The sequence below is a fragment of the Orlajensenia leifsoniae genome, from assembly GCF_004570845.1.
GTDB classification, from domain to species: domain Bacteria; phylum Actinomycetota; class Actinomycetes; order Actinomycetales; family Microbacteriaceae; genus Orlajensenia; species Orlajensenia leifsoniae.
Genome location: NZ_SPQZ01000001.1, coordinates 790,849 through 816,191 on the forward strand (window position 1 = coordinate 790,849; position 25,343 = coordinate 816,191).

Genomic DNA, 25,343 nt, shown 5'->3' on the forward strand with positions numbered 1-25,343 from the left:
GGGGCGGGCGTCATCGGGTCGGTTGCCGCCCTAGGCTCGAATCATGACAGCCGACGCCCGCCTCCTTCCCGTCGACTCGGAGTCCACGGCCGCCCTCGCCGCGACCGGCCTGCGCTACGGCCTGGTCGACACCACGGATCGAACGGCCTTCGCCGCCTGGGACCAGGCCGACTCGCGCGGCTTCCACGAGGGCCGGCTGAGCGAGCAGACCATCGACGCGAACTTCGCCAACCTCGCCTACCGCCGCACCACCGGCGTCTGGGACGACACGATCCCGGATGCCGCCGTGCCCGTCGCGACGGTCAGCACGTGGGTCGCCGAGCTCACCGTGCCCGGCCCCGCGATCGTGCCCGCCTGGGCCGTGAGCTCGGTCACCGTGGCCGCCACCCACCGCCGCCGCGGCATCGCCCGCGCGCTCATGGAGGGCGAGCTGCGCACGGCGGCCGCCGCTGACGTGCCTCTCGCCATCCTCACCGCGAGCGAGGCCACCATCTACGGCCGCTACGGCTACGCTCCGGCGACCACAGTCGCCACCCTCGAGGTCGACCGCCGCCGCGTGACCTGGGCCGGGCTCACGCCGACGGGGCGGGTGCACTTCGTCGAGCCGGCATCGGCCCGCTCCATCGTCGAGGAGATCTCGGCTCGGGCCGTACGCCGCATCCCGGGCGAGATCGACCGCTGGGGCGGTCGCTTCGACCAGCACTTCGGCCTCATCGCGCCCGACAGCGATCGCGGACGGTCCATCCGCACAGCGCGCTACGACGATGCCGACGGCACGGCGCAGGGCGTCGTCGCATTCCGTCTCGTCGAGCAGGATCCCGACATCATCCGTCTCGAGGTCGAGCACTTCACGGCCACGACCGATGACGCCTACGCCGGCCTCTGGAAGTTCCTGCTCGAGCACGACCTCGTGACCAGCATCCGTGCCCGTCACCGGTCGATCGACGAGCCCCTGCCGCTCCTGCTCGCCGACAGGCGTGCCGTGCGCTGGAGCGAGGTCGAGGATTTCCTCTGGGTGCGGGTGCTCGATCCGATCGCAACCCTCGAGAGCCGCCGCTACGGATCCGCGGGCCGTCTCGACCTCGAGATCACCGATGCGCTGGGCTTCGCCGCCGGGCGCTTCAGGCTCGAGGTCGCGGCCGACGGGTCGGCGTCGGTGACGCGGGTCTCGTCGGTTCCGGATGCCGGCACTGACGCCGCTGCTGCTGCCACCGCCACGCTCTCCCTTCCGGTCAACCAGCTCGGCGCGATCTTCCTGGGCGGCATCCGCCCCACGGTGCTCGCCGCTGCCGCCCTGATCGCGGCCGACAGCCCCGAGACGCTGGCCCTCGCCGATCGCCTGTTCGCCGCCGAGCGCGCCCCGCACCTCAGCATCGTCTTCTAGACGGGCCCGCGGCGACGGCGACCGCCCGCGAACGGGGACTTCTCGCGAGCCCGTGCGCATCCGTAACGTCGAGTGCCTGACCCCTGAAAGGCTCCGATGACGGCTCTCTCCCCCGAGGTCGACCCTGCACGCAACGCAGCGGCCACCCTCCGCACCCGGGCCGCGGGCGCATCCGTCATCACCCGGTGTCTGGCCGAGCAGTCCCAGGTCCCCGACCGTGGCCGCCTGGCCCGGGTGCTGGGGCGCAGCCCGCTCTCGGAGGAATCGCGCAGCTGGTACCTCGGAGCACTCGGAGAGCTGGCGGTGGCTGCTCGCCTCAAGCAACTCGGACCCGGCTGGACCGTGCTGCACTCGGTCCCCGTCGGGCACGGCGAGAGCGACATCGATCACGTCGTCATCGGCCCGTCGGGCGTGTACACGATCAACACCAAGCACCACGACGACGCTCGCGTGTGGGTGGGCGCCCGCAAGGTGCTCGTCAACGGGCAGCCGACCGACTACCTGCGCAACTCCCGGCATGAGGCCGAGCGGGCCACCCGCCTGCTGAGCGCCGCCGCCGGAACCGACATCGTGGCGCGCCCGGTCATCGCCGTCGTCGGCGCCAAGTCCATCACCGTCAAGCAGCAGCCGAGCGACGTCATGGTGCTCGCCGACACGCAGCTCGTGCGGTGGCTGCGACGTCGACGCCGCACCCCGGCTCTCGTGACGACGCCCGTGGTCGCTGCGGCGGAGCATCCGTCGACCTGGCACTCGAACGCGGCCGAGGCCCTCGCCGACGCGAATCTCGAGCAGTTCGCCTCGCTGCAGCACGAGGTGCGCACGGCCCGTGATGTGCGCGCCGTCTGGGTGGGCGGCGGCGTGGTCGCCGTCGGTACGGTCGCCGTGACGCAGCTGATGCCGACCCTCGCGCTGATGTTCGGCTGACCCGGCTGCTGCCGACCCACCGCCCCCTCTCGACGCGCCCGCCGGCAGGTGCGAGGCTGACTCCATGGCGACGGGGCGGGTGAAGCGCGGATTCCTCTGGGTGCTGAAGAACACCCTCAACAGGCTCACCCTGCGGCTCGCCCGCTGGGGTCACGGCCCGTTCTCGCTCGTGCGCCACGTCGGCCGGTCGAGCGGACGCACCTTCGAGACCCCGCTCATCCTCGCTCGCGTGCGCGAGGGCTTCGTCGCCGAGCTCACCTACGGCGACGGCGTCAACTGGTACCGCAACATCGTGGCCGCGGGCTCCTGCGTCATCGTTGCGGGCGGTCGCGAGTACAGCATCGACGCGATCGAGCCCTATGCGACGGATGCCGGTCTGCGGGCGTTCGGCGGCCCGCGGGCGGCGATCCTTCGACTGTTGGGACGAGAGGAGTTCCGGCTCCTCCGGGTCGGATCACCGGCCGACTAGGGTCACATCGTGTCGAGGATGCCCACCAGCTGCTCGAACGTCGTCAGTGGGTTGATGATGGCGAAGCGCGCGTTCGGGCGCCCCGCGTGCGACGACGGCGTCACGAAGGCGTGCTGCGACTCGAGCAGGCGCGCCGACCAGGCGTCGTAGTCCGCCTTGGCCCATCCGTCGCGCTCGAAGACCACGACCGAGAGCTGCGGGTCACGCACCAGGGACAGCCCCGGGCGCTTCTCGATCTCGGCGGCGATGTCGAGCGCCAGCTGGATGGAGTGCGTCACGGCGTCACGGTAGGCCTGCCCGCCGTAGGTCGCGAGCGAGAACCACAGCGGAAGTCCGCGCGCACGTCGGGTGAGGTGTGCGGCGTAGTCGGACGGGCTCCAGTCGCTGGTCTCGGTGAGGGTGTCGAGGTACTCGGCGTGCTGCGTGTGAGCGCGCCTGCCCGACTCCGGGTCGCGGTAGATGAGCGCGCAGGCGTCGAACGGGGCGAACAGCCACTTGTGCGGGTCGACGATCACCGAGTCGGCGCGCTCGACACCGGCGAAGCGGTGCCGGGCGAGCGGCGACAGCATGGCCGCGAGGCCGTAGGCGCCGTCGACGTGCAGCCAGAACTCGAACTCGTCCTTCAGGGCGGCGATCGAGGCGATGTCGTCGACGACGCCGAAGTTCGTCGATCCACCGGTGGCCACGACGGCGAGAACGGATGCCCCATGCTCGACGAGCGCACCCCGCACGGCCTCGCCGGTGAGCATGCCGTCCGAGCGCGGTGCGACCGGAACGACCTCGACGTCCATCACGCGGGCGGCCGAGGCGATCGACGAGTGCGCCTCGGCGCTGCACACGATCACCCAGCGGCGCGGCTGCTCCTCACCGCGCTCGGTCACGCGCAGGCGGGCACGCTCGCGGGCGGCGACGAGGGCCGACAGGTTGCCGAGGGTTCCGCCCTGCACGAAGACTCCGCCCGAGGTCGGCGGCAGTCCGAACTCGTGGGCGAGCCAGCCGAGGGCCTCGTTCTCGGCGAACACGGCGCCGGCACCCTCGAGCCACGACCCGCCGTAGAGGGCACTCGCCGACACGACGAGGTCGAACGAGATCGCGGCCTTCGTGGGCGCCGACGGGATGAAGGAGAGGTACTGCGGGTGGTCCGTGGTGATGCACGCGGGAGCGAGAACGTGCTCGAACAGGGCGAGTGCGCGGGTGGCGCCGATGCCCTTCTCGTCGATCGAGCGGCCGGCGAGACGATCGAGTTCTGCGGCGCTCAGCGGCTTGTCGAGCGGGGTGTCCGAACTCAGGATGCGCCGGCGCGAGTACTCGAGCACGACATCGACGATGTCGCTGGTCTCCTTCGAGACCTCGTGCATGCGGGTGGTCTGGGTTCCGGCTGCTGGTGTCGTTCCGCGGGCTGCGTTCATGGGTACATCTTTCCGTTCAGCCGCCGTCTCCGGGAGTACAGCTGGGCTCCATCAAGTGAAACCGATGCGGCGCGCAGCGTTGCTGACTGGAGCGGAGGCTTCGAGCGCATCGAGGTGCCGCGGTGCAGGAAATCGCCGGGTGTGCGTGTCGGACGGTCGGGCTAGCGTGAGGTCATGACCGAGTCAGCTCTCATCGCCGGCACGACCTCAGCCGGAGTCCCCTTCGTCGCCCGACCAGCGGAATCGGCATCCGCCCCGGTGATCGTCGCCTGGCATCTGCTCGATCCGCCGCGCACCCCGGCTGCCCTCGCCGCGGCCCTCCCGCTGGCCGGCCTCGACGCCACCGTCCTCTACCTGGGCCTGCCGCTCAGCGCCGAACGGATGCCCGCTGACGGCATGGACGAAATCATGCGTCGCGCCGGGGAGGACGTCGTGATGCAGTTGTTCGCGCCGATCCTCGAGGGCGCGATCGCCGAGTTCCCCGCCGCGTTCGCCGAGTTGCGTGAGCGATTCGGCGTGGCACCCGATGCCGCGGTCGGCCTCCTCGGCGGATCGGCGGGCTCCGCCGTCGCCGCGGGCGTGCTCGCCAGCGGCAGCTCGGGCGCATCAGCCGCGGTCTTCGTGAGCCCCATGCTGCAGCTCGCACCCACCATCGACGCGATGGCGGACTTCCTGGGCGGCGACGCCTACTCGTGGCATCCGGAGTCCAGACGCGTCGCCGCCGACATGGACTTCGTCGCTCGTGCCGAGCAGATCACGGCCACGGATGCCGCCCTCCGCGTCATCGCCGGGCTCGACGACGACGCTGCGGCCCTCGTTCCGGCACGCCTGTTCGCCGTCGCCACGGGGGCCGACCTCCAGCTCATGGAGGGCGTCGCGCACGCGCTGGCCGAGGAGCCCGGCCTCGAGCCGGCTCCGCAGACCGATGCTGCGGCGAGCTACGACGCCCTCGCCGTGGAGTGGTTCAGCGAGCACCTCCGCTGAGCTGGCCCTACTTGTACGAGTAGAAGCCCTCACCGGTCGACGTGCCGAGCTTGCCCTGGTCGATGTAGTTCTCCTTGAGGTACGCAGCGAACGCCTGCTGCTTCTCGCCGCCGTGCGAGGAGATGTTGTAGGCCGTGGTGAGTCCCACGATGTCGTAGATCTGGAACGGGCCGAGGGGTGCGCCGGTTCCGATGCGCCACGTCTTGTCGATGGTCTCGGGGTCTGCGTAGCCGCCCACCACGAGCTCTCCGGCGGCGTCGAGGAAGGGAACGAGCAGCGAGTTCAGCAGGTACCCCGCCTTCTCCTTCCTGATCTCGATCGGCACCATGCCGATGGCCGAGGCGAAGTCGACGACGGTCTGGAACACGGCGGGGTCTGTCACCGGCGTTCCCATGATCTCGGCGGTGTTCTGCACCCACACGTGGTTCGCGAAGTGCAGCGCCAGGAAGCGGTCGGGGCGTCCGGTGAAGCCCGACAGGTCGCTGGGCAGCAGCGTCGACGAGTTCGTCGCGAAGATCGTGTGCTCGGGGGCGAGGGCGGCGAGCTTCGTGTACATGTCGCGCTTGAGGGCGAGGTTCTCGGGGATCGCCTCGATGACGAGGTCGGCATCCGTCACGGCATCGGCGAGATCCGCCGAGAGACGGATGCGAGCGAGCGCGGCATCGGCCTTGCCGTCCGCGGCTCCCGCGACCTCCTTCGTGTACGTCGCGGCGAGGCCGGCGAATCGCGCCTGGGCCTGCTCGAGCACCTCGGTGCTGATGTCGTACGCGACCACGTCGAATCCGTGAAACGCGGTCTGGTACGCGATCTGCGACCCGAGCACGCCGGTTCCGAGCACTGTGATCTTGGTTGGTTCTGCCATGACTTCCTTCTTACTTCTCTGGGTTCTCTTGTGGAGTCTGTGGGGCGGATGCCGCATCCGCTGGGCCCGCATCCGATGGGCGCGCATCCGCGGGCCGCGCGGCATTGAACCGGGCGAGCGACTCGGCGAAGGCGGCCACCTCGCCGTCGGTCCAGTCCCCCAACTGGGCGTCGACGACGTTCTGCAGGATGCCGAGGCTCTCGCGGTAGGCCTCCCGGCCAGTCTCGGTGAGCTCGAGCGGGCGGCCGCGGCCTCCCGCATCCGTCGCCTCGCGAACCACGCCGAGCTTCACGAGGTTGGTCAGCTGGCGCGAGACCGTGGAGCGGTTCAGCAGGAACTCGCGCGCGATGTCCGTCGAGCGGCTGCCCGGGTTGTCGACGATGAACGCGACGATCGACTGGTCGGTGAGGGAGAGCCGGATGCCGGCGGTCCGCGCGTCGGCGACGCCGCGACGGGAGATGCGGATGAGGGCGAGCAGCACGCTCGCAGCGTGTTCGTCGCGTTGACGTGCCATCGAGGCGCCTCGCCTTCTGTTGCCTAGTGCAACAGTACGCCTCCATGTTGCATCATGCAACACAGTGATGAGCGGCCGCGTGTCGGACCCCGGGCGTACCGTCGAAGCATGAGCACCGAGACCAGCAGCACGAGCGGAGCCGCGGCATCCGCCCTCTTCGATCAGGCGAATCCGGCGCACGTGAAGGCTCTCGAGAAACTCGACTCCGAGATCATCGCGTGGATCACGACGGTGCGCTCCGACGGCGCCCCGCGCAGCGTTCCGGTCTGGTTCCTCTGGCACGAGGGCACGGTGCTGGTCATGAGCGAGCCGACCACGGCCAAGGTGCAGGCGATCCGCCGCGGTTCCGCCGTGCAGCTGCATCTCGAGACCGGGCCCTTCGGCTCCGAGGTCGTCATCCTCAGCGGCAGCGCAGAGATCTCCGAAACGGATGCCACCGGCTGGCTTCCCCTCATCCGCGATGCCTACAGCACCAAGTACGCCGAGGCGATGGCGGACTACGGCATGGACATCGAGCCGATCATGGCGCAGTTCAGCTCGGTGATCGTCTTCACTCCGGAGAAGCTCAGCGCCTGGTGAGGCGCGCCGACGGCGGCCGTCGCTCCGGCCGCCGTGTAGCGTCGGGGTTTCGCGATCTCATCCCCAGGAGGACCGATGCCCGTCGAGACCACAGTCATCGTGATGGGCGTGTCCGGGTCGGGCAAGTCCGCCGTCGGCTCGGCGTTGGCCGCGCGCCTCGGACGGCCGTTCCTCGACGCCGACCACCTGCACCCTGAGGCCAACGTCGCCAAGATGGCGCAGGGGCATCCGCTCGACGACGACGACCGCTGGCCGTGGCTCGATGCCGTCGGAGCCGCCGCGATCGCCGGGCCCGGCACCGTGATCGCGTGCTCCGCTCTGCGGCGGAGCTACCGGGAGCGGCTGCTGATCGCCGCCCCCGACGCCGTCTTCGTCGAACTCGACGTGCCCCGGGCAGAGCTCGAGCGACGGCTCCGCGAGCGGTCGCACGAGTTCATGCCGCCGTCGCTGCTCGACTCGCAACTGGCGACGCTCGAGTCGCTCGAGGTCGATGAGCCGGGCTTCGCTGTGGCCGTCGATCCCGCGGAGGAGCTCGCCGAGCTCGTTGCACGCATCGAGACCGGGCTCGGCCAGCGCCCGAAAGCCTGAGGACTACGCCTTCCCCCAGAACGCCGTGGCCTCGGCAGCCACCCTCTCGGCCTGCAGGTGCCCGGCGACGGCCGACGCCTCGCGCGCCGCCGGATCCAGGGAGTTGCGACCCAGAGCGCGCTTCGCCTCGCGGTCGGGCGAGAGCACCAGGCTCCGCACGCCTGGGCCGAGGGCCTTCACCTGGGCCCGCACCGAGGTGCCGGCGCCGATCCCGCTGGTGAGGGGCGCGATCACGACGACCCTGTCGCATCCTGCAGCCAACTGCACATTGGCCGGGTACGGCAGTCCGCCGTCGATGTAGTACCTTCCGTCGATGTCGACGGGCGGCCAGACAAGCGGCACGGCGCAGCTGGCTCCCACGGCGTCGATGAGGGGCACGCCGTCGGCGGCGGTGAAGGCGCGCAGCTCGCCCGTCAGCACGTCGTTCGCCGCGATGAGCAGGTCGCGATCCGGCCAGTCGGAGACAGGAACCCGTTCGGCGATGATGGCGCGGCGCGCCTCGGCATCGGCGGAGTCGGTGCGTTCGAGGCTCGCCTGTCCGAGGCTGCGGATGGCCTTCGGGCGATCGCGGGCGAAGGCGAGTCCGCCGACGAGTCGCAGGATGTCCATCGGGGAGAGCTTCGCGGCACGCTCGCCGACACTCCCTCGGCGTTGCACCTCGAAGAGACGCTCCAGCGGAGTGCCACTGGCGAGTTGCGCCGCCACGGTCGATCCGGCCGAGGTGCCCACCAGCCGGTCGGCCGTGCTCAGGCGGACTCCGGCCTGCTCGAGCCCGAACAGCAGTCCGGTCTCCCACGCGATGCCGGTGACCCCTCCCCCGCCGAGAACCAGTGCAGATCCCATGTGAGCCTCCCAGCGCGGGTCGCGCGACGCCGCTCGCGTCATCCTCGCCCACGGTATCGGGACGCCGAGCCGCGACACGCTCCCGATGCCGACACCCGGTGCACCTACGCTGAACGAATGACGGATGCAGCCTCGACCGCCCCGATGATCGGCCCCGTCTCCGCACCCGACCTGCACGTCATGACGTACAACATCCGTCGCCGCATCGCGCACGTCATGCCCACCCACCCCGACCGCTGGGCGACCCGCAAGCCCCTGCTGCGTCGCATCCTCGAGGCCGAGCAGCCGACCATCCTCGGGGTGCAGGAGGCGCTGGCGGACCAGGCCGCCTTCGTCGCCGAGAGCCTCGGGCCCGACTACGGCGGCGTCGGCCGCGGCCGCAACGCCAACGGACGCGGCGAGCGCAGCATCATCTTCTTCGACCGGCGCCGGCTGCGTCTCACCGCCACGAACCAGCTCGCGCTCTCCGACACCCCCGACAAGCCCGGGTCGCGCAGCTGGGGCAACAGCGTGCCGCGCGTCGTCGTCTCGGCCGAGTTCGACGACCTCGCCACCGGCGGGCGCGTGATCGCCTTCACCACCCATTTCGACCACAAGTCCCCCAAGGCGCGCTGGCGCTCGGCGCAGATGATCGTGAAGCTCGTCGCCGAGGCTCAAGCCGCGAATCCGGATGCCGTCGTGGTCGTCACCGGCGATGTGAACGCCGACGTGAACTCGGCCGTCTACCGGCACCTCACCGAGGACGGCGTGCTGCGCGACAGCTGGCACGCGGCCGAGCACAGGCTCACGCCGCAGTGGGGAACGTTCTCGAACTACCTGCCGCTCAAGGCCGGCGGCAAGCGCATCGACCTGATCCTCGTGGGATCGAACGTCGAGGTCGAGCGCACGGGCGTCAACGTGGTGCGCTTCGACGGGGCCGCCGCCTCCGACCACGACCCGGTGCAGGCCGTCGTACGGGCCAGGTAACCGCCAGGTAACGATCGCAGGCTCCGGGCACGCCCCTATTGCGGCGCGTCGCGGAACCCCGCTAGGTTCATCTCTTGGTGCTGCTCGATCCCGGCAGGCCCAGCCCCCGACAGGAAGGAGAAGACCCCATGTTCTTTACAACTCAGATGACGCCGATCGCTCCGATCACGCCGTTCACCTCTGCGGCCTCCTTCCCTCGGATCGCCGGCTGACCCCTGGCCGTACGACGCTTCCGAGCGTCGCGCCCCGCCACCACTCGAGTGGCACCGATGGCTGAGCCATCGCCGACGGTAGCCCCGTCCTCCCCCTGATCGACTCCAGTCGATCTCGGATCCGACAGGCCTCCGCCCGCCCTCCGCAGTGCGCGTCCGCGCCTGCGTCCTCTCCATCAGCGACCCCATCGTCGTCGCTCCGCGCTGCCGGTTTGTCGGGCCGACGGATGCCGCCGGCGACGCTCGCTGCTCCCTGAAACACCCATCACCACATCACGAAGGAACACCATGAACACGCAACTCCTCACCGCCCGAGATACGCAATCGCGGGCACAGCAGTACTCCATGACCGGTCTCGATCGCCTCGCGCGACGTGCTGGCCTGGCCCTGGTGCGCTGGAGCTCACGCTCGAGCGCCCGCACCGCCCAGAGCCTGCAGCTGTCGCACGACGGCGTTCAGGCTCGACGCGAGTCCGACGCCCTGCGCGTGAACAGTACCCGCGACACCCAGTTGCTGGTGCTGCTCTCCCGCGGCCAGTTCTGATGACCGGCCGTATGCCCCGATGGGCATGCACTCCACCTCCGCCCGCGCGGAGTGCGGGAGAGCATGCCCTCGGGGCACTCCTGTTTCTGCCCTCCGGCGCTGCACTGCACGTGCGCCGATAGACTCTCGACCTATGTCTGCCGCATCCGAGACCGCCACGACAGCGCCTGACGAAGCTGTGCTCGATCACCCCGTCTTCGCCGCCCTCACCGGGCATCAGGCCCATCTCGCGATCCGCTCGGGCAGCGCCGTCGCGTTCGACCGCGGGATCTCGCCGTTCGTGGGCTCCGCGCTCGACGGAACAGACGCCTACGCCGATCTCGCCACCCTGCTCGGCCCCGGCGGAACCGGCGCCATCGCGGGAACACCCCTGCCGATGCCGTCCGACTGGACCGAGACCTTCCGCATCGAGGGCTTCCAGATGATCGGCCGCGAGCTGGCCGAACGGTTGCGGGGCGCGGCATCCGTTGCAGGCGATCCCGAGATCGTCACGCTGACCCCGGCCGACTCCCCGGCCATGCTCGACCTCGCGACGCGCACGCGGCCGGGTCCCTTCGGCCCGCGCACCGGCGAGCTGGGACGCTATGTCGGCATCCGCGACGGCGACGCGCTCGTGGCGATGGCCGGCGAGCGGATGCATCCCCCGGGGTTCACCGAGATCAGCGCCGTCTGCACCGACGACGCCTACCGCGGTCGCGGCTACGCGGGACGCCTCGTCGAGGCCGTCGCCGCCGGCATCGTCGCGCGCGGCGAGGTGCCGATCCTGCACGTCGCCGGTGACAACGCCGGTGCTGTGCGGCTCTACGAGAAGCTGGGCTTCAGCATTCGTCGCACCATCACCTTCGTGGGTGTGCAGGCGCCGCAGTAGCGACTCAGCGCTCGACGGGCACCAGCTCAACGTCGCGCAGCGTGCCCGCATCGACCACGGCCGTCATCATCGTGCACACGGGCTGGCGGCGGCGGTCGGTCGGGGATCCCGGATTCAGCAGCCTGATGCCGCCCGGCGTCGTCGAGTCCCAGGGAATGTGACTGTGCCCGAAGACGAGTACGTCGAGCTCGTCGTCGCCGTACGCGGCGTCCATCCGTCCCTCCCGGCCCGTGGCTGCGCCGGTCTCGTGCACGACGCCGAACCTGAGGCCGTCGATCTCGGACCGCGCGACCTCGGGCAGTCGCATCCGAAGCTCTGCGCCGTCGTTGTTGCCGTACACGCCGAGGAACCGGGCCGCGCGCCCCTCGATGGCGTCGAGGGTGGCGGCGTCGACCCAGTCACCGGCGTGGATCACCATGTCCGCGGAGTCGATCGCCCGCCACACGGCATCCGGCAGGCGTCGAGCCCGGGCGGGCAGGTGCGTGTCGGAGATGAGCAGCAGCCGGGTCGCCATGAGTCCATCATGACGCCCCCGGCCGCTGCCGACTAGGCGACGTCGCCGCGCCAGGCGCCCTCGGCCGTGCCCCGCTTCTCGATGAGCTCCTTGAAGTTCTCGAGATCCTTCTTCACAGCGCGCGAGTCGAAGCCGAGAGCAGATCCGACCTTCTCGGCCGCGCCGGTGGGCTCCCAGTCGAGCTGCACCGTCACGCGGCTCGTGGTGTCGCTGAGACGGTGGAAGGTCACCACGCCGGCGTGGTTCACGTCGCCGTTGATGCTGTTCCACGCGATGCGCTCGTCGGGATGCTGCTCGGTGATCTCGGTGTCGAACTCGCGGGTCTGGCCGGCGATGGTGACGGTCCAGTGCGTGTGGGTGTCGTCGGTCTGCGTGATCGAGTCGACGTAGTGCAGGAACTGGGGGAACGACTCGAACTGCGTCCACTGGTTGTACGAGGTCGTGACGGGAACGTCGACGTCGATCGTTTCGATTACCTGAGCCATGATGTGTGTCTCTCTTCCGTAGCAGTTGCTGATGTCGGTGCACTCGGCACCGGATGCCTCTGCTCACGACGCTACGGGCGCAGCCGCTCGCTCTTTAGGGCTTGACTTCCCAGCCAGTCGGTGTCGCTCCGGCGCTCTGGTGTTCACACCATCGGAGGACGAGACTCGACCCATGCGCAGAATCTCCGTGACGAACAACATCTCCCTCGACGGCGTCATGCAGGCGCCGATGTCACCCGAGGAGGATTCCCGCGGCGGCTTCACGCTCGGCGGCTGGGCCCTCGGCGGCGGCGCTGACCCCGAGCTCGGAGCCGAGATGGGCAAGGGCATGGCTCGAACCGGTGCGATGCTCTTCGGCCACCGCACCTACGACCACATGGCGGCGTTCTGGCCGCACCAGACCGACCCCAACCCGTTCACGGATCACCTGAACCGCACCGAGAAGATCGTGGTCTCCCGCGACCCCTCGCTCGAGTTCAGCTGGGAGAACTCCACGCTGCTCGCCGGCGAAGCCGTGCAGACCGTCGCGGAACTCAAGGCGACCGAGGGCGGCGACCTCTCCATCCTCGGCAGCGGCGAGCTGGTGCGGGCACTGGCATCCGTCGGCCTCATCGACGAGTACGTGCTGATCATCCATCCGGTGCTGCTCGGCAGCGGTCAGCGCATGTTCGAGGGCGTGCAGCAGAATCTCACCCTGCTGAACAGCATGACCACGGCGACCGGCATCACGCTGGCGAGGTACGCGCCCCGCCCATGACCCGCAGCTCTACGGCAGGATCGTCCCCGCCGAGATGTTGATGTCGGAGCCCGTGATCGCCGCGGCGTGGTCCGACGCGGCGAAGGCCACGACGTTCCCCACATCTGCGAGGGTCGCCGCCCGCCCGAGCATCGTCGGCTCGGTCAGCATGGTCATGATCTCGTCGCGCCCGGGCATGTCCACGGGCAGGGTCTCGGCGATGCCGCCGGTCTGGATCATCACGCTCCGGATGCCGCTGCGACCCAGCTCCGCCGCGAACTGCTTCTGCAGCGCATCCACGGCGTGCAGCGCCACCTGGAACCCGCCGATGCTGTAGTCCTTCACCGGGTCCCCGACACCACCGAAGAAGAGCAGCACCCCCGACCCCTGCGTCGCCATCTGGCGCGCCGCCGCCCTGCCGGTGATGAACGCCGTACGCACGCCCCGGTGGATCGGCTGCTCGAAGTCGGCCAGCGTCATCTCGACGAGGGGCGTTCCCTGGACGTCGCCGATGGCGATCAGGTTGATCGAGACGTCGATGCGGCCGGATGCCGCCACCACGGCGGCGGCATGCTCGTCGACCTGGGTCTCATCCAACGCATCGACGACGGCGACCTCGGCTCGCCCGCCGGCCTCGCGGATCTCGGCCGCCAGAGCCTCGAGCGACTCGAGAGTGCGCCCGGCGAGGTGCACGACAGCTCCCTCGCGCGCGAAAGCACGGGCGACGGTCCGGCCGATCGAGCCGCCGGCCCCGTAGACGATGGCGACCCTGTTCTCGAGCAGCATCCGATCCTCCTCGTTCTCCTCACCCGCCATGCTCACACCACGACCACCGGGTCGCAATCCCCGGGTCTACGCTCGCACCATGCGTCTGCTCCTTCTCCGCCACGGCCAGACATCCTCGAACGTCCTCGGCCTGCTCGACACCGATGCCCCCGGGCCCAGCCTCACCGAGCTCGGCGAGGAGCAGGCGAAGGAGGTACCCGGTGCCCTCGCCGGCCACGCGCCGGGCCTGCAGCTCCCGCACGCCCAGGTTCCCGACGCCCTCTTCGTCTCCACGGTGCTCCGCACCCAACAGACCGCAGTGCCCATTGCTCAGCACCTCGGCCTGCGCGGCACGGTGCTGCCCGGCGTTCGGGAGATCGAGGCCGGTGCCCTCGAGGACCGCAGCGACCCGGCATCGGTGCGCACCTATCTCGAGGCCGCCTTCTCCTGGGCCGCCGGCGACCTCGACCAGCGCATTCCCGACGGACCCGACGGCCACGAGTTCTTCGCCCGCTTCGACGCCGCCATCGCGGAGGTCGTGGCATCCGGTGCCGCCTGCGCCCTCGTCGTGAGCCATGGCATGGCCATCCGCGCCTGGGCCGGTTTACGCGCGCAGAACATCGACGGCGACTACGCCGCAACGCACGAGCTCGACAACACCGGCCTCGTCACCCTCGACTCGGCCGTCGGCACTGACGCCGCCGGCCGGTGGAACCTCGTCGACTGGCATGCCGAGCCCATCATGGGAGCGCACCTCGTCGACGAGTCCGCGGTCGACCCGATGAAGCGCACCATCGCCGAGCTGCCGCATCCGTCGGGCTCAGCCGCCGACTGAGAGCCGTTCCCCGTCGCTCAGTCGGCGGCGGCGATCCTCGCATCCGCAGCCGTGCCCGGACGCTGACGCCGCCGCACCTTCGCCCGCGGTCCCAGTGCCTCCTCCAGCACAGCGAGCAGCACCGACACCACGACGAGGATCGGCAGGGCAACCAGGGCGATCTGCTCGGCGATCACCGGCACCAGCACGAGCGCCAGAACCGCAGCGCCGAAGCGCAGCAGCGACCATTGGCCCGACACCCGCGCCCAGATGAAGCCGGTGGTCGCGAGATACAGGGACAGGCCGCCGCCCAGCGCCCAGGCCGCGAAGTATCCGATGGCCTCAGGCGACTCGACGTGGTGCATCCCCTGCTCCACACCGAGCGCCACGATGATGATGCCTGCGACGACGAACGGATGCAGGTAGGTGTAGACGTCGGTGGCGGCATCCACCCTGTCGCGCCCCTTGCGTCTCCGCAGTGCGTGCTCGACGCCGCTGGAGAGGTGGTGGAAGTAGTTCCACCACATGGCCACGGCGAGCGTGATGGCGAACAGCGATCCGACGATGATCGGCACGCTGATGGCGAGCTCAGCGACCCCGACGCCTGTCGCGACGACGGACTCGCCGAGCGCCAGGATGACGATGAGCCCGTGCCGCTCCGAGAAGTGGGCCATGGAGTAGATGCGCCAGTCGCCGCCGTGGGAGGTGACGAAGATGATCACCCCCTGCAGCAGCGCCGTGCCGAGCCAGATCCACGCCTGCCAGGGGCCGCCGATGAGGGCACCGACCGTGGTCAATGCCAGCACGGGCACGATGGTGATGCCGACGCTACGGAGGATCTGGCGGCGAAGGGCGGCATCCGTTCCCGCGGCGATCCAGTAGACGACGGCGTGCACGATGCTCACCAGCGTGATGCCCACCACGAAGACCATCGGAGCGAAGAGACCACCCTCGAGGTCGTCGAAGCTCTCGGGGATCACCAGCGACACGATGAACATGATGGCGATCGCGAGCATGATTCCGACACGCACGACGCCGTGGTCGGCGTGCGCCTGATTGGTGAGCCAGGCGAACGAGGTCCACGACCACCAGATGAGAGCGAGCACGGCAAGCCCTTGGAGCACACTCTCGGCGCTGTGCCCGTGCGACATCAGCTGCGTCACCTGGGTGAAGGCGAACACGTAGACGAGGTCGAAGAACAGCTCCAGCGTGGTGACCCTGTCACCCTCGCGGGAGGTCTCGGCCGTGAGCAGCTGGCCAGTGACCAGGGCCCGGAAACCCGTCATGGCGGCAGCCTAGGCGCGGCGTCGCTTCGCCGTCCAGAGGTCGCGCTCGCCTCCTGGCCCACGAAGCTCCTGGTCGAGCAGGCCAGCGCAAACCGATTCGCCGACGCCTCCGAATCACCTTCACGACCGCGGACGTCTGCCCTTCTTCGTCCTCGGCCCGCTGAAGCTCCATTTCAGTGCTGCGTCAGGTGCCCCGAACCACCTGCCGCACGGCACCACCGGTGAACTGCACGACCCGCTCGCTCCACCACTCAGCGTTGACTAAGGAGAAGCTCCTCATGAGAAGGACGACACGAAGGACCCCGGCACGCCGCCGCCTGATCGTAGGCGCGGCCGCACTCACCGCAACCGCTCTCGTCAGCTTCGGCCTCGGCGCCGCTCCAGCACTGGCTGCCGTCCGCACCGCCCCCGCCGACGCCGGCTGGGTGCGCGTCGGACACCTCTCGCCGGACACCGCCGCCGTCGATGTGCGACTCGCTCCGGCTGACGGCGGCGCGGCAGCGGTCGAACTCGACGATGTGACCTACGGCCAGGTGTCGCCGTACGCCGCGCTGGCTGCCGGCGACTACGAGCTCACGATGGTTCCGGCCGGTGCGCCGGCCGACACCACGCCCGTCGTCACCACTGAGGTCACCGTCACGGCCGGGATGGCCGGCACCGTGGCGGCCTACGGCCTGAACGACTCCCTGCAGACCATGGCTCTGGGCGACGACCTCACCAGCCCGGCCGCCGGAGAGGCCCGCATCCGCGTCGTCTCGGCATCGACCCAGGTGGATTCGGTCGACGTCACCACCACCACCGGCGTCGCGATCGCGACCGGCGCGGCATCGGGCACCGCCACCGACTACGCGAGCGTTCCGTCCGGCCCGTGGGACCTCGTCGTCACGACGCCCGACGCCGCCAGCTACGACGCCTCGGTCACCGTCGACCCCGGCACGATCAGCACGCTGTTCGTTCTCGACAACGCCTCGGGCGGACTCACCGTCCTGCCCGTGCTCGACGGCTCGGCCGCCGGCGACGCCCCCGACGGATCGCTCGACACCGGCGGCGGCGCCCTCCGCGACGCCGGCGGTGCAGGCGCGTTCACCGCCGCCGGCACCTCCGGGGCCGGTGCCACCGACCCCATCACCCTCATCGCGAGCTTCCTCAGCGGCTTCGTGCAGGCCGCCGCGGCAGCGCTGCGCTGATCACCTGAGGCCCGATCGATCATGTCCGACCCGACCCCCCTCCTCCGTCCCCGACGTCCGCGTCGTCGCCGGCAGCGTCGACGCCGCCTGCTGCTGACCGCCGTCGTCGCCGCGTCGACCCTGGCCGTCGGCGGTATCGCTACGGTCTGGATCTCCACGACACGGATGGCGACGGATGCCGCTCCCGCCGCGGTCTCCTCTCCGCTGCCGTCGCCGGCCACTCTCTCGGAGGCTCCGCCGCAGAGCCGCGACAGCAATGCGTCGAACTCCGCCTCGAACTCCGCTTCGGCCGGCCGCATCCAGGACCCCGTCGCCCCTGCCGCACCGGCGGACCTGACCGGAGTGACGGTCGAGCGGGTGCAGATCCCGGCGATCGACGTCGACGCGGCCGTCGAGTTGATCGATCGGGATGCCGCCGGCATCCTGCAGCCACCGACCGAGTGGGCGGATGCCGGGTGGTACAGCGCCGGTGTGCTCCCCGGCGCGATCGGCCCGGCCGTGCTCGCCGGCCACCTCGACACCACCGAGCGCGCCGCCGTCTTCGCCCGGCTCAAGGAGCTGACGGCGGGCGACACCATCATCGTGACGCTGACCGACGGAACACAGGCCACGTTCGCCGTCGACTCGGCACTCGACACGTCGAAGGTCGCGTTTCCGACCGACGAGGTCTACGGCCCGACGCCCGATGCACAGCTGCGACTCATCACCTGCAACGGCCCCTACGACGATGCAGCGCAGTCGTACGCGAACAACTTCGTGGTCTTCGCCTCGCTGGTTGCGCCTGGGGAATGACGCGGCATCGAGAGATCGGATGTCTCAACCGGTGCACGCTACGATCGGGGCATGGCGGTCACCGACGAAGCGATCCTGAAGATCAAAGAGATGATCATTGCGGGTTCGCTCGCCCCCGGTGACAGGCTCCCGCCCGAGAAGGAGCTCAGCGAGAGCCTCGGCCTGTCGCGCTCGTCGCTTCGGGAGGCCGTGAAGGCGCTCGAGGTCATCAGGGTGCTCGACGTGCGGCGCGGCGACGGCACCTACGTCACCAGCCTCGAGCCGCGCCTGCTGCTCGAGGCGATGTCGTTCGTCGTCGACCTGCACGATGACCACTCCGTGCTCGAGATCTTCGCCGTTCGCCGCATCCTGGAGCCGGCAGCGTCGTCACTCGCCGCCCGCAACGCGACCGAGCCCGATCTCGAGAAGCTGCGCGAGGTCGTGGCCAGCGTCGATCAGGCGGCGGATGTCGCCGGCCTCGTCGAGCACGACCTCGAGTTCCACCGGGGCATTGCCGAGGCAGCAGGCAACGCCTACCTCGCCAGCCTGATCGATTCGCTCTCCTCGCACACGGTGCGCGCCCGCATCTGGCGCGGCATCACGCAGGAGAACGCTGTCGGCCGCACCCTGCAGGAGCACCACGCCATCCTCGACGCGATCGCGGCGGGCGACGGCGACCTGGCCTCGGCCCTCACGGTCGTGCACGTCTCGGGTGTCGAGCAGTGGCTGCGCAGTGCGCTCGGTCCCGAGGCGCCGAGGCTCTAGCAACGAAGAAGAGGCGCCGACTCTCGTCGACGCCTCTTCCGTTCCCCTCGTGCGCCCTACTCGTGCGCCCTACTCGTACAGAACGGCGGCGATCTTCTCGTCGTCGATGTTGTCCTTGTCGTACCAGTAGTAGCCGGTGTCGATCGTCTTCGGCAGGTCCTTGCCGTCGATCGCCTCGACGGCCGCCTTCACGGTCTCGTAGCCGATGCCGACGGGGTTCTGCGTGATCGCACCGAGCATCTGGCCGTCACGGATGGCGTCCATCTGCGCCTTGCCCGAGTCGAAGCCGACCACCACGAGCTTCGTGGGATCGATGCCGAGCTCCTTGACCGCCTGCACGACGCCGATGGCCGAGCCCTCGTTCGAGCCGTAGATGCCCTTGAGGTCGGGGTTCGCCGCGATGATGGCCTTCGCGAGGTCGGCCGACTTGGCCTGGTCGCCGCCGCCGTACTGGATGTCGACGATCTCGATGTTCGGCTCGTTCTTCTCCATGTAGTCGACGAAGCCGTCGCGACGCTCCTGGCCCGTCACCGAGGTCTGGTCGTGCACGACGAGTGCGACCTTGCCCTCGTGACCGATCGCGTCGGCCATGTGCTTGGCGGCTTCGGCCGCGGCAGCGGTGTTGTCCGTCGCCGCCGTGGTGAGTGGGATGTCGCTGTCGACGCCGGAGTCGAAGGCGATCACCGGGATGTTGGAGTCCTTCGCCTGCTGCAGCAGCGGGCCGGCGGCCTGGCTGTCGAGGGCGGCGAATCCGATCGCGGCCGGGCTCTTGTCGAGCGCCGTCTGCAGCATCTGGATCTGCTGGTCGACGTCGGCCTCGGTGTCGGGTCCCTCGAAGGTGAGCTCGACGCCGAACTCATCGGCGGCCTGCTCGGCTCCCGACTTCACGGCCTGCCAGAACTGGTGCTGGAAACCCTTCGAGATGAGCGCGACGTACGGCTTGTCGCCGTCGCCACCGCCGCCGCCCGAGCTGTCTCCGCCACCGTCGCTGGCGCATCCGGAGAGGATGAGCGCTGCCGCCGCGAGGCCGACGACGGCCCCCATCGCGCGCTTTGTGAACATGGTCACTCCTTTGTGTTTGTTGGTTCGCTGTGTATTACGGATGTCTCAGTCCCGGCGCCGCCGCAACATGTCGAGGTAGACCGCCACCAGGATGACGATGCCGACCGCGACCGACTGCCACTCCTGGGGGACTGAGATGATGCGGAGGCCGTTGGTGAGAACGGCCATGATGAGGGCGCCGATGACGGTGCCGATGATGGATCCCTTGCCGCCCTGCAGCGAGGTCCCGCCGATCACGACGGCTGCGATGGCCTCGAGTTCGAGGCCCATGCCGCCTGTCGGCTGGGCCGAGGAGAGCCGTGAGGCGCTGAGCACTCCCGCGAGGCCGACGAACAGGCCGGCGAGCGTGTAGATGATGATCTTCCAGCGGCGCACGTTGACGCCTGAGAGGGCGGTGGCCGCCTCGTTCGAGCCGATGGAGAAGGTGTAGCGGCCGATGATCGTGCGCGACAGCAGGATGGCCGCCACGATGATCATCACGATGAAGATGGCCACGCCGAGAGGGAACCGCACACCGGGGATGATCGACAGGTTCATGATCTGCTGGAAGGCCGGGGTGTCGTTGAAGTAGATGGGCTTGGTGCCCGAGATCACGAGCGACAGGCCCGCGGCGATGAGCATCATGCCGAGAGTCGCGATGAACGGCGGGATGCCGAGGATCGACACGTTCACACCGTTGATCAGGCCGATGATGCCGCCGAACACGATGGTCGCGAGCACGCCCGCCCACAGCGGCCAGCCCCAGTAGGTGAGGAAGACGCCGGCCATCACGCCGCAGAGCACCATCACAGTGCCGATCGAGAGGTCGATGCCACCGGTGATGATCACGAACGTCGTTCCGAGGGCCAGGATGCCGGTGACCGTCGCGGCCGTCAGGATCGAGATCAGGTTGTTCGCCGTGAAGAAGTGCGTGCTGGCGACCGAGAAGAAGATGACGATCACGATGAGGCTGGCGGCGGCGAGCACCTGCTGCAGGGAGCCGCGCACCCAGGCGAAGCGGGGCTTGCCCGCGTCGATCGCCGCGTAGGCGGAGGTCGACGGCGTCTGCGGGTCGACGGTCGGTGTCGTTGTGGGGCTCATGCGATCGTTCCTTCGGCGCTGAAGCGGGTGGCGTAGTCCATGACGGCCTCGGGAGAGGCGTCGGCGTTGTCGAGCACTGCGGTGAGGCGGCCTTCGGCCATGATGGCGATGCGGTTGGACAGCCGCAGCACCTCGGGCAGCTCGGAGGAGATCATGATGATCGCCTTGCCCTGGTCGGCGAGCTGACGCAGCAGTGCGTAGATTTCCTCCTTCGCCCCGACGTCGATGCCGCGCGTCGGTTCGTCGAAGATGAGCACGTCGCAGTCCTTCGCCAGCCATTTGGCGATGACGACCTTCTGCTGGTTGCCGCCGGAGAGGTTGCGCACGAGCTGCGCCGTTGACGGCGTCTTGATGCGCAGCTTCGAGACGTACTCCTTGCCGGTCGCCTCGATGCGCCGGTTGTTCACGAAGCCGAGGCCGCTCACGTAGTCGCGGAGCGAGGCCAGCACGATGTTCTCTCGCACGCTGCGCTCGAGCAGCACGCCCAGTTGCTTGCGGTCCTCCGAGAGGTAGCCGATGCCCAGGCGTGCGGCATCCGCCGGATTCTGGATGTCGACCGGTGTGCCGCGCATCGTGATGACGCCGCCGTCACGTCGGTCGGCGCCGACGATGGCGCGCGCCACCTCGGTGCGTCCGGCGCCCATGAGGCCTGCGAACCCGAGGATCTCGCCGGCATGCACCTCGAAGCTCACGTCGCGCAGCAGCCGCTTGGTCGAGAGTCCCTGCACCGAGAGCACGGGGGCGTCGGATGCCGCCACGGGGCCGGGCCGCTGCTCCGACCGCAGTTCGCGGCCGACCATGAGCGAGATGACCTGCTTCTGGTCGGCGGATGCCGTCTCCAGCGTGTCGATGTAGCGGCCGTCGCGCAGCACCGAGATGCGATCGGAGATGCGGGCGAGCTCCTCCATGCGGTGCGAGATGTAGATGACGCCGGTGTCGGGCGAGCGGAAGCGGCGGATGAGGTCGAACAGCACGTCGACCTCGGCGTCGTTCAGGGCGGCCGTCGGCTCGTCCATGATGAGCACCTTGGCGTCGAAGGAGAGCGCCTTGGCGATCTCCACCATCTGCTGGCGGGCGACGGTGAGGCGTTCGACGGGCTCGTCGGGGTCGAGTGCGAGGCCGAGACGATCGAAGAGCTCCTGCGCCCGGGCGTTGAGGGCGCGGTCGTCGAGGAACAGGCCGGCCGAGCGCTTCTCGCGCCCGATGAAGATGTTCTGCGCGACCGTGAGGTCGGGCATCAGGTTGAACTCCTGGTGGATGATGCTGATGCCCTGTTCCTGCGCGTGACGCGGGCCGTCGATCACCAGCTCCTGGCCGTTCATGCGGAACACGCCGGCGTCGGGGGTGTAGATGCCTGCGAGCAGCTTCATGAGGGTCGACTTGCCGGCCCCGTTCTCGCCGACGAGGGCGAGCACCTCCCCGTGACGCAGGTCGAGTCGCACGTCGTCGAGGGCGAGCACGCCCGGGAAGCCCTTGCTGACACCCTCGAGCTCGAGAAGTGGTGGCGTCTGAACCGCGCTCACTGGGGGCCTCTCTTCCTTGAGATGGGTGTGCTCGAGTGTACTACTCGTCGGATGTCTGCGGCCGATTCCGACGCCATTCCGAGATCTGCAGCGCGGAATGCCATCAGAGGTCGGATCTGGATGTCGCTCGTGCCGCTCACGGTGCGAGCCCTTCGGAGCGCAGCGCGTCCCACAACGGATCCGGCACGGCGGTTTTCGCCCGCGCCATGTTCTCACGCACGGCATCCGCTCGCGCAGATCCCACGACGACCGTGCGCACGGCCGGATGCCGCAGGGGATACTGCATCGCAGCCACCGGCAGGGACACCCCGTGCTCCCGGCAGACCGCCGCGATCCGTCGCGCCCGATCCAGTACGGCATCGCCGACCTGGGCGTAGTCGTAGTGCGCATCGGCATCGGGCTCGTCGGTCGCGAGCAGCCCGGAGTTGTAGGGAGCGGCGGCCACGACGCCGACGCCCCGCTCCAGGCAGAGAGGCAGCAGCTCGGCGAGCGCCGGCTGCTCGAGCAGCGTGTAGCGCCCGGCGATCATGACCAGGTCGATGTCGCCCTCGCGCACGGCTCGCGCTGCGGCGTCCGCATCGTTGGTGCCGATGCCGATGGCGCCGACGATGCCCTCGTCGCGCAGTCGCTGCAGGGCGGGAAGACCCTCGGCGAGCCCGCGGTCGAGGTCGTAGACGTCGGGATCGTGCAGGTAGGCGATGTCGATGCTGTCGAGGCCGAGCCGGTCAAGGGAGTCCTCGATGCTGCGGCGGATGCCGGCCTCGCTCGGATCGAACCGCCGCACCAGCTCGTTCGGCACGGCGTAGGCGTCGGCGAGGTCGTCGCCGCCGTCGAACGCCGGGTTCGGGTCGAGCACCCGCCCCACCTTCGTGGAGATCGTGAACTCGCTGCGTGGCTTGTCGCGCAGCGCGGCGCCCAGGCGCTTCTCCGAGAGACCAAGCCCGTAGTGCGGAGCCGTGTCGTAGTAGCGGATGCCGCCCTCCCATGCCGCCGCGACGGCGGCTGCGGCATCCGAGTCGCTCACAGCGCGATAGAGATTGCCGAGGGGTGCGCCGCCGAACCCGACCGGGCCGAGGCGCGCGGCTGAGGTGACGCTCATACCGAAGCCGTCGCGGTGGTCACCGAGGCCGCCGCCGTGGTGCCCTGCCACGTGTACTCGTCGATCGACGCGGGCAGCATCTCGGTGCCTGCTCCGGGTGCGGACGGCACCAGATAGCGCCCGCGCTCCATCACCGTCGGCGTCACGAAGTGCTCGTGCAGGTGGTCGACGAACTCGATCATGCGGCCGTCCATGTCGGCCGACACCGCCACGTAGTCGAAGAACGACAGGTGCTGCACGGCCTCGCAGAGTCCGACGCCGCCGGCGTGCGGGCAGACCGGAACACCGAACTTCGCTGCGAGCAGCAGGTTCGCGATGTTCTCGTTCACGCCGCCCACGCGCGTCGCGTCGATCTGCATGACCTGCATGCCCTCGGCCTGCAGAAGCTGCTTGAAGACGATGCGGTTCTGCACGTGCTCGCCCGTGGCCACCCGCACCGGGGCGACTCCGCGGGCGATGGCCGCGTGGCCGAGGATGTCATCCGGACTCGTCGGCTCCTCGATCCAGGCGAGGTCGAAGCCGGCGAGCTCGTTCACCCAGGCGATGGCGTCGGCCACGTCCCAGCGCTGGTTCGAGTCGATGGCGATCGGGAAGTCGGGTCCGACGGCTGCCCGCGCGATGCCGAGGCGACGGATGTCGTCGTCGAGGTTCGCGCCGACCTTGAGCTTGATCTGCGGGAAGCCGTCGGCCACGGCCTCGCGGCACAGGCGGTCGAGCTTCTCGTCGGAGTAGCCGAGCCAGCCCGGCGTAGTCGTGTAGGCGGGGTAGCCGGCTTCGAGCAGGTGGGCGATGCGCTCCTGGCGCGTGGGTTCGGCGGCCCGCAGGATCTCGAGTGCCTGCTCCGGCGTGAGTGCATCACTCAGGTACCGGAAGTCCACGACCGAGACGAGCTCTTCAGGACTGAGGGTCGACAGATGCAGCCAGAGCGGCTGGCCGGCACGCTTCGCCCGCAGGTCCCAGAGGGCGTTGACGATCGCGCCGATCGCCATGTGCATCACGCCCTTCTCCGGGCCGAGCCAGCGCAGCTGCGAGTCGTGCATGAGCAGGCGGGACGCGGCGCCCATGTCGGCGAGAAGCTCTTCGACGTTGCGGCCCACCAGGTGTCCGCGCAGGGTGTCGAGCGCCGCCACCTGCACGTCGTTGCCGCGGCCGATCGTGAACACGAACGCGTGACCCTCGAGTCCGTCCTCGGCATCGGTGCGGATTGCCACGTAGGCGGCCGAGTAATCGGGGTCGGGGTTCATCGCATCCGAACCGTCGAGTTCGAGGGAGGTGGGGAAGCGGATGTCCCGGGTGTCAACGCTGACGATGGTGCTCATGATGTCCTTTCGAGGGCGGTGCCGAGCCTAGACATCTGATGTCTGTGCTGTCAAGCGCATCGGTTCCCGCGATTCGGTCTCCCGGATGCCACTTTCCCAGCTTCAGAGTTCCGATGTTCGGCGCGTTTCGTCCGCAGAGGGCCGAGCGCAGCGACCGCCCGAAGCGCATCCAGGGGCGCCACCGCTCAGGACGCTTCGACCGCGGGCTTCGTCCGGGCCTCAGCGAGCGGGTAGCGGGGTGGGAGCGGGCGGGGCGTTGGCGCCAGGCAGGCGCTACGCCGCCTGCTCACCGGCCGAGCCCGCGGGAACGACATCTCCCGCAGCACCCAGAGCACCCGCGTCGTTCTCTTCCGCGCCGGGGACTACCGGCCGCAGAAGTAGTCGCCGCAGATTGTTGCCGGGTCGCGGTCGTTGGGCGAGGTAGACGTGGGCGGGTGGGGTGAACCAGGTGCGGTTATCGATCACCTCAATCACCCACCCTTCGCGGTGCAGCAGGTGGTGGTGGTACGAGCAGAGCAGCACCCCGTTCGCGAGATCCGTGCGGCCGTGGTGTCGGTCCCACCAGCGAATGTGATGGGCATCGCAGAACTGCGGTGGGCGGGTGCAGCCGGGGAACGCGCATCCGCCGTCCCGCTCGGCCAACGCGACCTTCTGTGACCTCGAGAACAACCGCTGCGACCTGCCCAGGTCCAGAGGCACCGAGTCGCCACCCAGCACGAGGGGGATGATGCCCGCGGATGCGGCCAGGCATCGTGCCGTGGCCGCTGAGATCGGCTGGGCGATGCCGTCGAT

28 protein-coding genes are annotated in these 25,343 nt (G+C 69.5%); 14 read left to right on the top strand and 14 right to left on the bottom strand.

Translation table 11 applies throughout. The features are described 5' to 3' along the window. The first annotated feature begins 43 nt into the window (after positions 1-43). The 3 genes from E4M00_RS03865 to E4M00_RS03875 all read left to right on the top strand — a co-directional run bounded on the left by E4M00_RS03865 (position 44) and on the right by E4M00_RS03875 (position 2,777). Positions 44-1,384, top strand: coding sequence for a GNAT family N-acetyltransferase (locus E4M00_RS03865; RefSeq protein WP_135119143.1), 1,341 nt, complete (start codon positions 44-46; stop codon positions 1,382-1,384). A 96-nt stretch (positions 1,385-1,480) separates the two neighbouring features. After that, on the top strand, positions 1,481-2,308 hold the full coding sequence (locus tag E4M00_RS03870) for a nuclease-related domain-containing protein (RefSeq protein ID WP_135119144.1): 828 nt from the start codon (positions 1,481-1,483) through the stop codon (positions 2,306-2,308). Between the two features lie 64 nt (positions 2,309-2,372). Further along, on the top strand, positions 2,373-2,777 hold the full coding sequence (locus E4M00_RS03875; protein ID WP_135119145.1) for a PNPOx family protein: 405 nt from the start codon (positions 2,373-2,375) through the stop codon (positions 2,775-2,777). 2 nt (positions 2,778-2,779) lie between these two features. Here E4M00_RS03875 and E4M00_RS03880 read toward each other — a convergent pair whose 3' ends face one another. Next, on the bottom strand, positions 2,780-4,186 hold the full coding sequence (locus E4M00_RS03880) for a pyridoxal phosphate-dependent decarboxylase family protein (protein ID WP_135119146.1): 1,407 nt from the start codon (positions 4,184-4,186) through the stop codon (positions 2,780-2,782). 174 nt (positions 4,187-4,360) lie between these two features. Here E4M00_RS03880 and E4M00_RS03885 point away from each other — a divergent pair, with 174 nt between their 5' ends. Beyond that, positions 4,361-5,170: an alpha/beta hydrolase gene (locus E4M00_RS03885; protein WP_135119147.1), complete on the top strand. Its 810-nt coding sequence runs from the start codon at positions 4,361-4,363 to the stop codon at positions 5,168-5,170. A gap of 7 nt (positions 5,171-5,177) precedes the next feature. On the opposite strand, the gene E4M00_RS03890 is transcribed toward E4M00_RS03885, so the two are convergent. Continuing rightward, positions 5,178-6,032 carry a 3-hydroxyacyl-CoA dehydrogenase gene (locus tag E4M00_RS03890; protein ID WP_135119148.1) on the bottom strand — a complete coding sequence of 285 codons (855 nt, stop codon included), beginning with the start codon at positions 6,030-6,032 and terminating at the stop codon, positions 5,178-5,180. Between the two features lie 10 nt (positions 6,033-6,042). Next, positions 6,043-6,546, bottom strand: a complete 504-nt coding sequence (locus tag E4M00_RS03895; protein WP_135119149.1) for a MarR family winged helix-turn-helix transcriptional regulator — start codon at positions 6,544-6,546, stop codon at positions 6,043-6,045. 108 nt (positions 6,547-6,654) lie between these two features. On the opposite strand from E4M00_RS03895, the gene E4M00_RS03900 reads away from it, so the two are divergent. Beyond that, on the top strand, positions 6,655-7,125 hold the full coding sequence (locus E4M00_RS03900) for a pyridoxamine 5'-phosphate oxidase family protein (RefSeq protein WP_135119150.1): 471 nt from the start codon (positions 6,655-6,657) through the stop codon (positions 7,123-7,125). A 75-nt stretch (positions 7,126-7,200) separates the two neighbouring features. After that, the gene (locus E4M00_RS03905) at positions 7,201-7,713 is read left to right on the top strand and encodes a gluconokinase (protein ID WP_135119151.1); all 513 of its coding nucleotides are present in this window, start codon (positions 7,201-7,203) and stop codon (positions 7,711-7,713) included. Positions 7,714-7,716: 3 nt separating this feature from the next. Here the strand turns inward: E4M00_RS03905 and E4M00_RS03910 are convergent, their stop codons facing one another. Then, on the bottom strand, positions 7,717-8,556 hold the full coding sequence (locus E4M00_RS03910) for a patatin-like phospholipase family protein (protein ID WP_135119152.1): 840 nt from the start codon (positions 8,554-8,556) through the stop codon (positions 7,717-7,719). Positions 8,557-8,673: 117 nt separating this feature from the next. On the opposite strand from E4M00_RS03910, the gene E4M00_RS03915 reads away from it, so the two are divergent. From E4M00_RS03915 to E4M00_RS03925, 3 genes are all read left to right on the top strand, one after another. Next, complete coding sequence (locus E4M00_RS03915) at positions 8,674-9,522, top strand: endonuclease/exonuclease/phosphatase family protein (RefSeq protein WP_135119153.1); 849 nt, start codon at positions 8,674-8,676, stop codon at positions 9,520-9,522. A 500-nt stretch (positions 9,523-10,022) separates the two neighbouring features. Next, the gene (locus E4M00_RS03920; RefSeq protein ID WP_135119154.1) at positions 10,023-10,277 is read left to right on the top strand and encodes a hypothetical protein; all 255 of its coding nucleotides are present in this window, start codon (positions 10,023-10,025) and stop codon (positions 10,275-10,277) included. Positions 10,278-10,410: 133 nt separating this feature from the next. Continuing rightward, complete coding sequence (locus E4M00_RS03925) at positions 10,411-11,145, top strand: GNAT family N-acetyltransferase (protein WP_135119155.1); 735 nt, start codon at positions 10,411-10,413, stop codon at positions 11,143-11,145. 4 nt (positions 11,146-11,149) lie between these two features. Here the strand turns inward: E4M00_RS03925 and E4M00_RS03930 are convergent, their stop codons facing one another. Then, entirely contained in the window at positions 11,150-11,659 is a 510-nt protein-coding gene (locus E4M00_RS03930) for a metallophosphoesterase family protein (RefSeq protein WP_135119156.1), read from the bottom strand. Positions 11,660-11,691: 32 nt separating this feature from the next. Continuing rightward, complete coding sequence (locus E4M00_RS03935) at positions 11,692-12,144, bottom strand: SRPBCC family protein (RefSeq protein ID WP_056165322.1); 453 nt, start codon at positions 12,142-12,144, stop codon at positions 11,692-11,694. A 172-nt stretch (positions 12,145-12,316) separates the two neighbouring features. Here E4M00_RS03935 and E4M00_RS03940 point away from each other — a divergent pair, with 172 nt between their 5' ends. Next, entirely contained in the window at positions 12,317-12,901 is a 585-nt protein-coding gene (locus E4M00_RS03940) for a dihydrofolate reductase family protein (protein WP_135119157.1), read from the top strand. Positions 12,902-12,910: 9 nt separating this feature from the next. Here the strand turns inward: E4M00_RS03940 and E4M00_RS03945 are convergent, their stop codons facing one another. Then, positions 12,911-13,666 carry an SDR family NAD(P)-dependent oxidoreductase gene (locus E4M00_RS03945; RefSeq protein WP_135119158.1) on the bottom strand — a complete coding sequence of 252 codons (756 nt, stop codon included), beginning with the start codon at positions 13,664-13,666 and terminating at the stop codon, positions 12,911-12,913. Positions 13,667-13,745: 79 nt separating this feature from the next. Here E4M00_RS03945 and E4M00_RS03950 point away from each other — a divergent pair, with 79 nt between their 5' ends. Continuing rightward, a complete protein-coding gene (locus tag E4M00_RS03950; RefSeq protein WP_135119159.1) occupies positions 13,746-14,480 on the top strand; it encodes a histidine phosphatase family protein in 735 nt (244 codons plus the stop codon). 17 nt (positions 14,481-14,497) lie between these two features. Here the strand turns inward: E4M00_RS03950 and E4M00_RS03955 are convergent, their stop codons facing one another. After that, positions 14,498-15,745 (bottom strand): low temperature requirement protein A, encoded by a 1,248-nt coding sequence (locus tag E4M00_RS03955; protein WP_135119160.1) that lies wholly within the window; start codon positions 15,743-15,745, stop codon positions 14,498-14,500. 278 nt (positions 15,746-16,023) lie between these two features. On the opposite strand from E4M00_RS03955, the gene E4M00_RS03960 reads away from it, so the two are divergent. The 3 genes from E4M00_RS03960 to E4M00_RS03970 are packed head-to-tail and all read left to right on the top strand — an operon-like array spanning position 16,024 to position 18,468. Then, entirely contained in the window at positions 16,024-16,932 is a 909-nt protein-coding gene (locus E4M00_RS03960; RefSeq protein ID WP_135119161.1) for a DUF4397 domain-containing protein, read from the top strand. Between the two features lie 21 nt (positions 16,933-16,953). Beyond that, positions 16,954-17,724 (top strand): sortase domain-containing protein, encoded by a 771-nt coding sequence (locus E4M00_RS03965; RefSeq protein WP_135119162.1) that lies wholly within the window; start codon positions 16,954-16,956, stop codon positions 17,722-17,724. A gap of 51 nt (positions 17,725-17,775) precedes the next feature. Further along, positions 17,776-18,468 carry a FadR/GntR family transcriptional regulator gene (locus E4M00_RS03970; RefSeq protein WP_135119163.1) on the top strand — a complete coding sequence of 231 codons (693 nt, stop codon included), beginning with the start codon at positions 17,776-17,778 and terminating at the stop codon, positions 18,466-18,468. A gap of 69 nt (positions 18,469-18,537) precedes the next feature. Here the strand turns inward: E4M00_RS03970 and E4M00_RS03975 are convergent, their stop codons facing one another. From E4M00_RS03975 to E4M00_RS04000, 6 genes are all read right to left on the bottom strand, one after another. After that, positions 18,538-19,530 carry an ABC transporter substrate-binding protein gene (locus tag E4M00_RS03975; RefSeq protein WP_135119164.1) on the bottom strand — a complete coding sequence of 331 codons (993 nt, stop codon included), beginning with the start codon at positions 19,528-19,530 and terminating at the stop codon, positions 18,538-18,540. A 45-nt stretch (positions 19,531-19,575) separates the two neighbouring features. Further along, positions 19,576-20,610, bottom strand: a complete 1,035-nt coding sequence (locus E4M00_RS03980; RefSeq protein ID WP_135119165.1) for an ABC transporter permease — start codon at positions 20,608-20,610, stop codon at positions 19,576-19,578. Beyond that, entirely contained in the window at positions 20,607-22,133 is a 1,527-nt protein-coding gene (locus E4M00_RS03985) for a sugar ABC transporter ATP-binding protein (RefSeq protein WP_240036820.1), read from the bottom strand. The genes E4M00_RS03980 and E4M00_RS03985 overlap by 4 nt, the downstream gene beginning before the upstream one ends. A gap of 136 nt (positions 22,134-22,269) precedes the next feature. Beyond that, complete coding sequence (locus tag E4M00_RS03990; protein ID WP_135119233.1) at positions 22,270-23,232, bottom strand: aldo/keto reductase; 963 nt, start codon at positions 23,230-23,232, stop codon at positions 22,270-22,272. Beyond that, positions 23,229-24,551: an L-fuconate dehydratase gene (locus E4M00_RS03995; RefSeq protein ID WP_135119167.1), complete on the bottom strand. Its 1,323-nt coding sequence runs from the start codon at positions 24,549-24,551 to the stop codon at positions 23,229-23,231. Before E4M00_RS03995 ends, E4M00_RS03990 begins: the two co-directional genes overlap by 4 nt. A gap of 273 nt (positions 24,552-24,824) precedes the next feature. Next, positions 24,825-25,343: HNH endonuclease signature motif containing protein (locus tag E4M00_RS04000; protein WP_167756815.1), on the bottom strand; the 519-nt coding region annotated here is incomplete at its 5' end.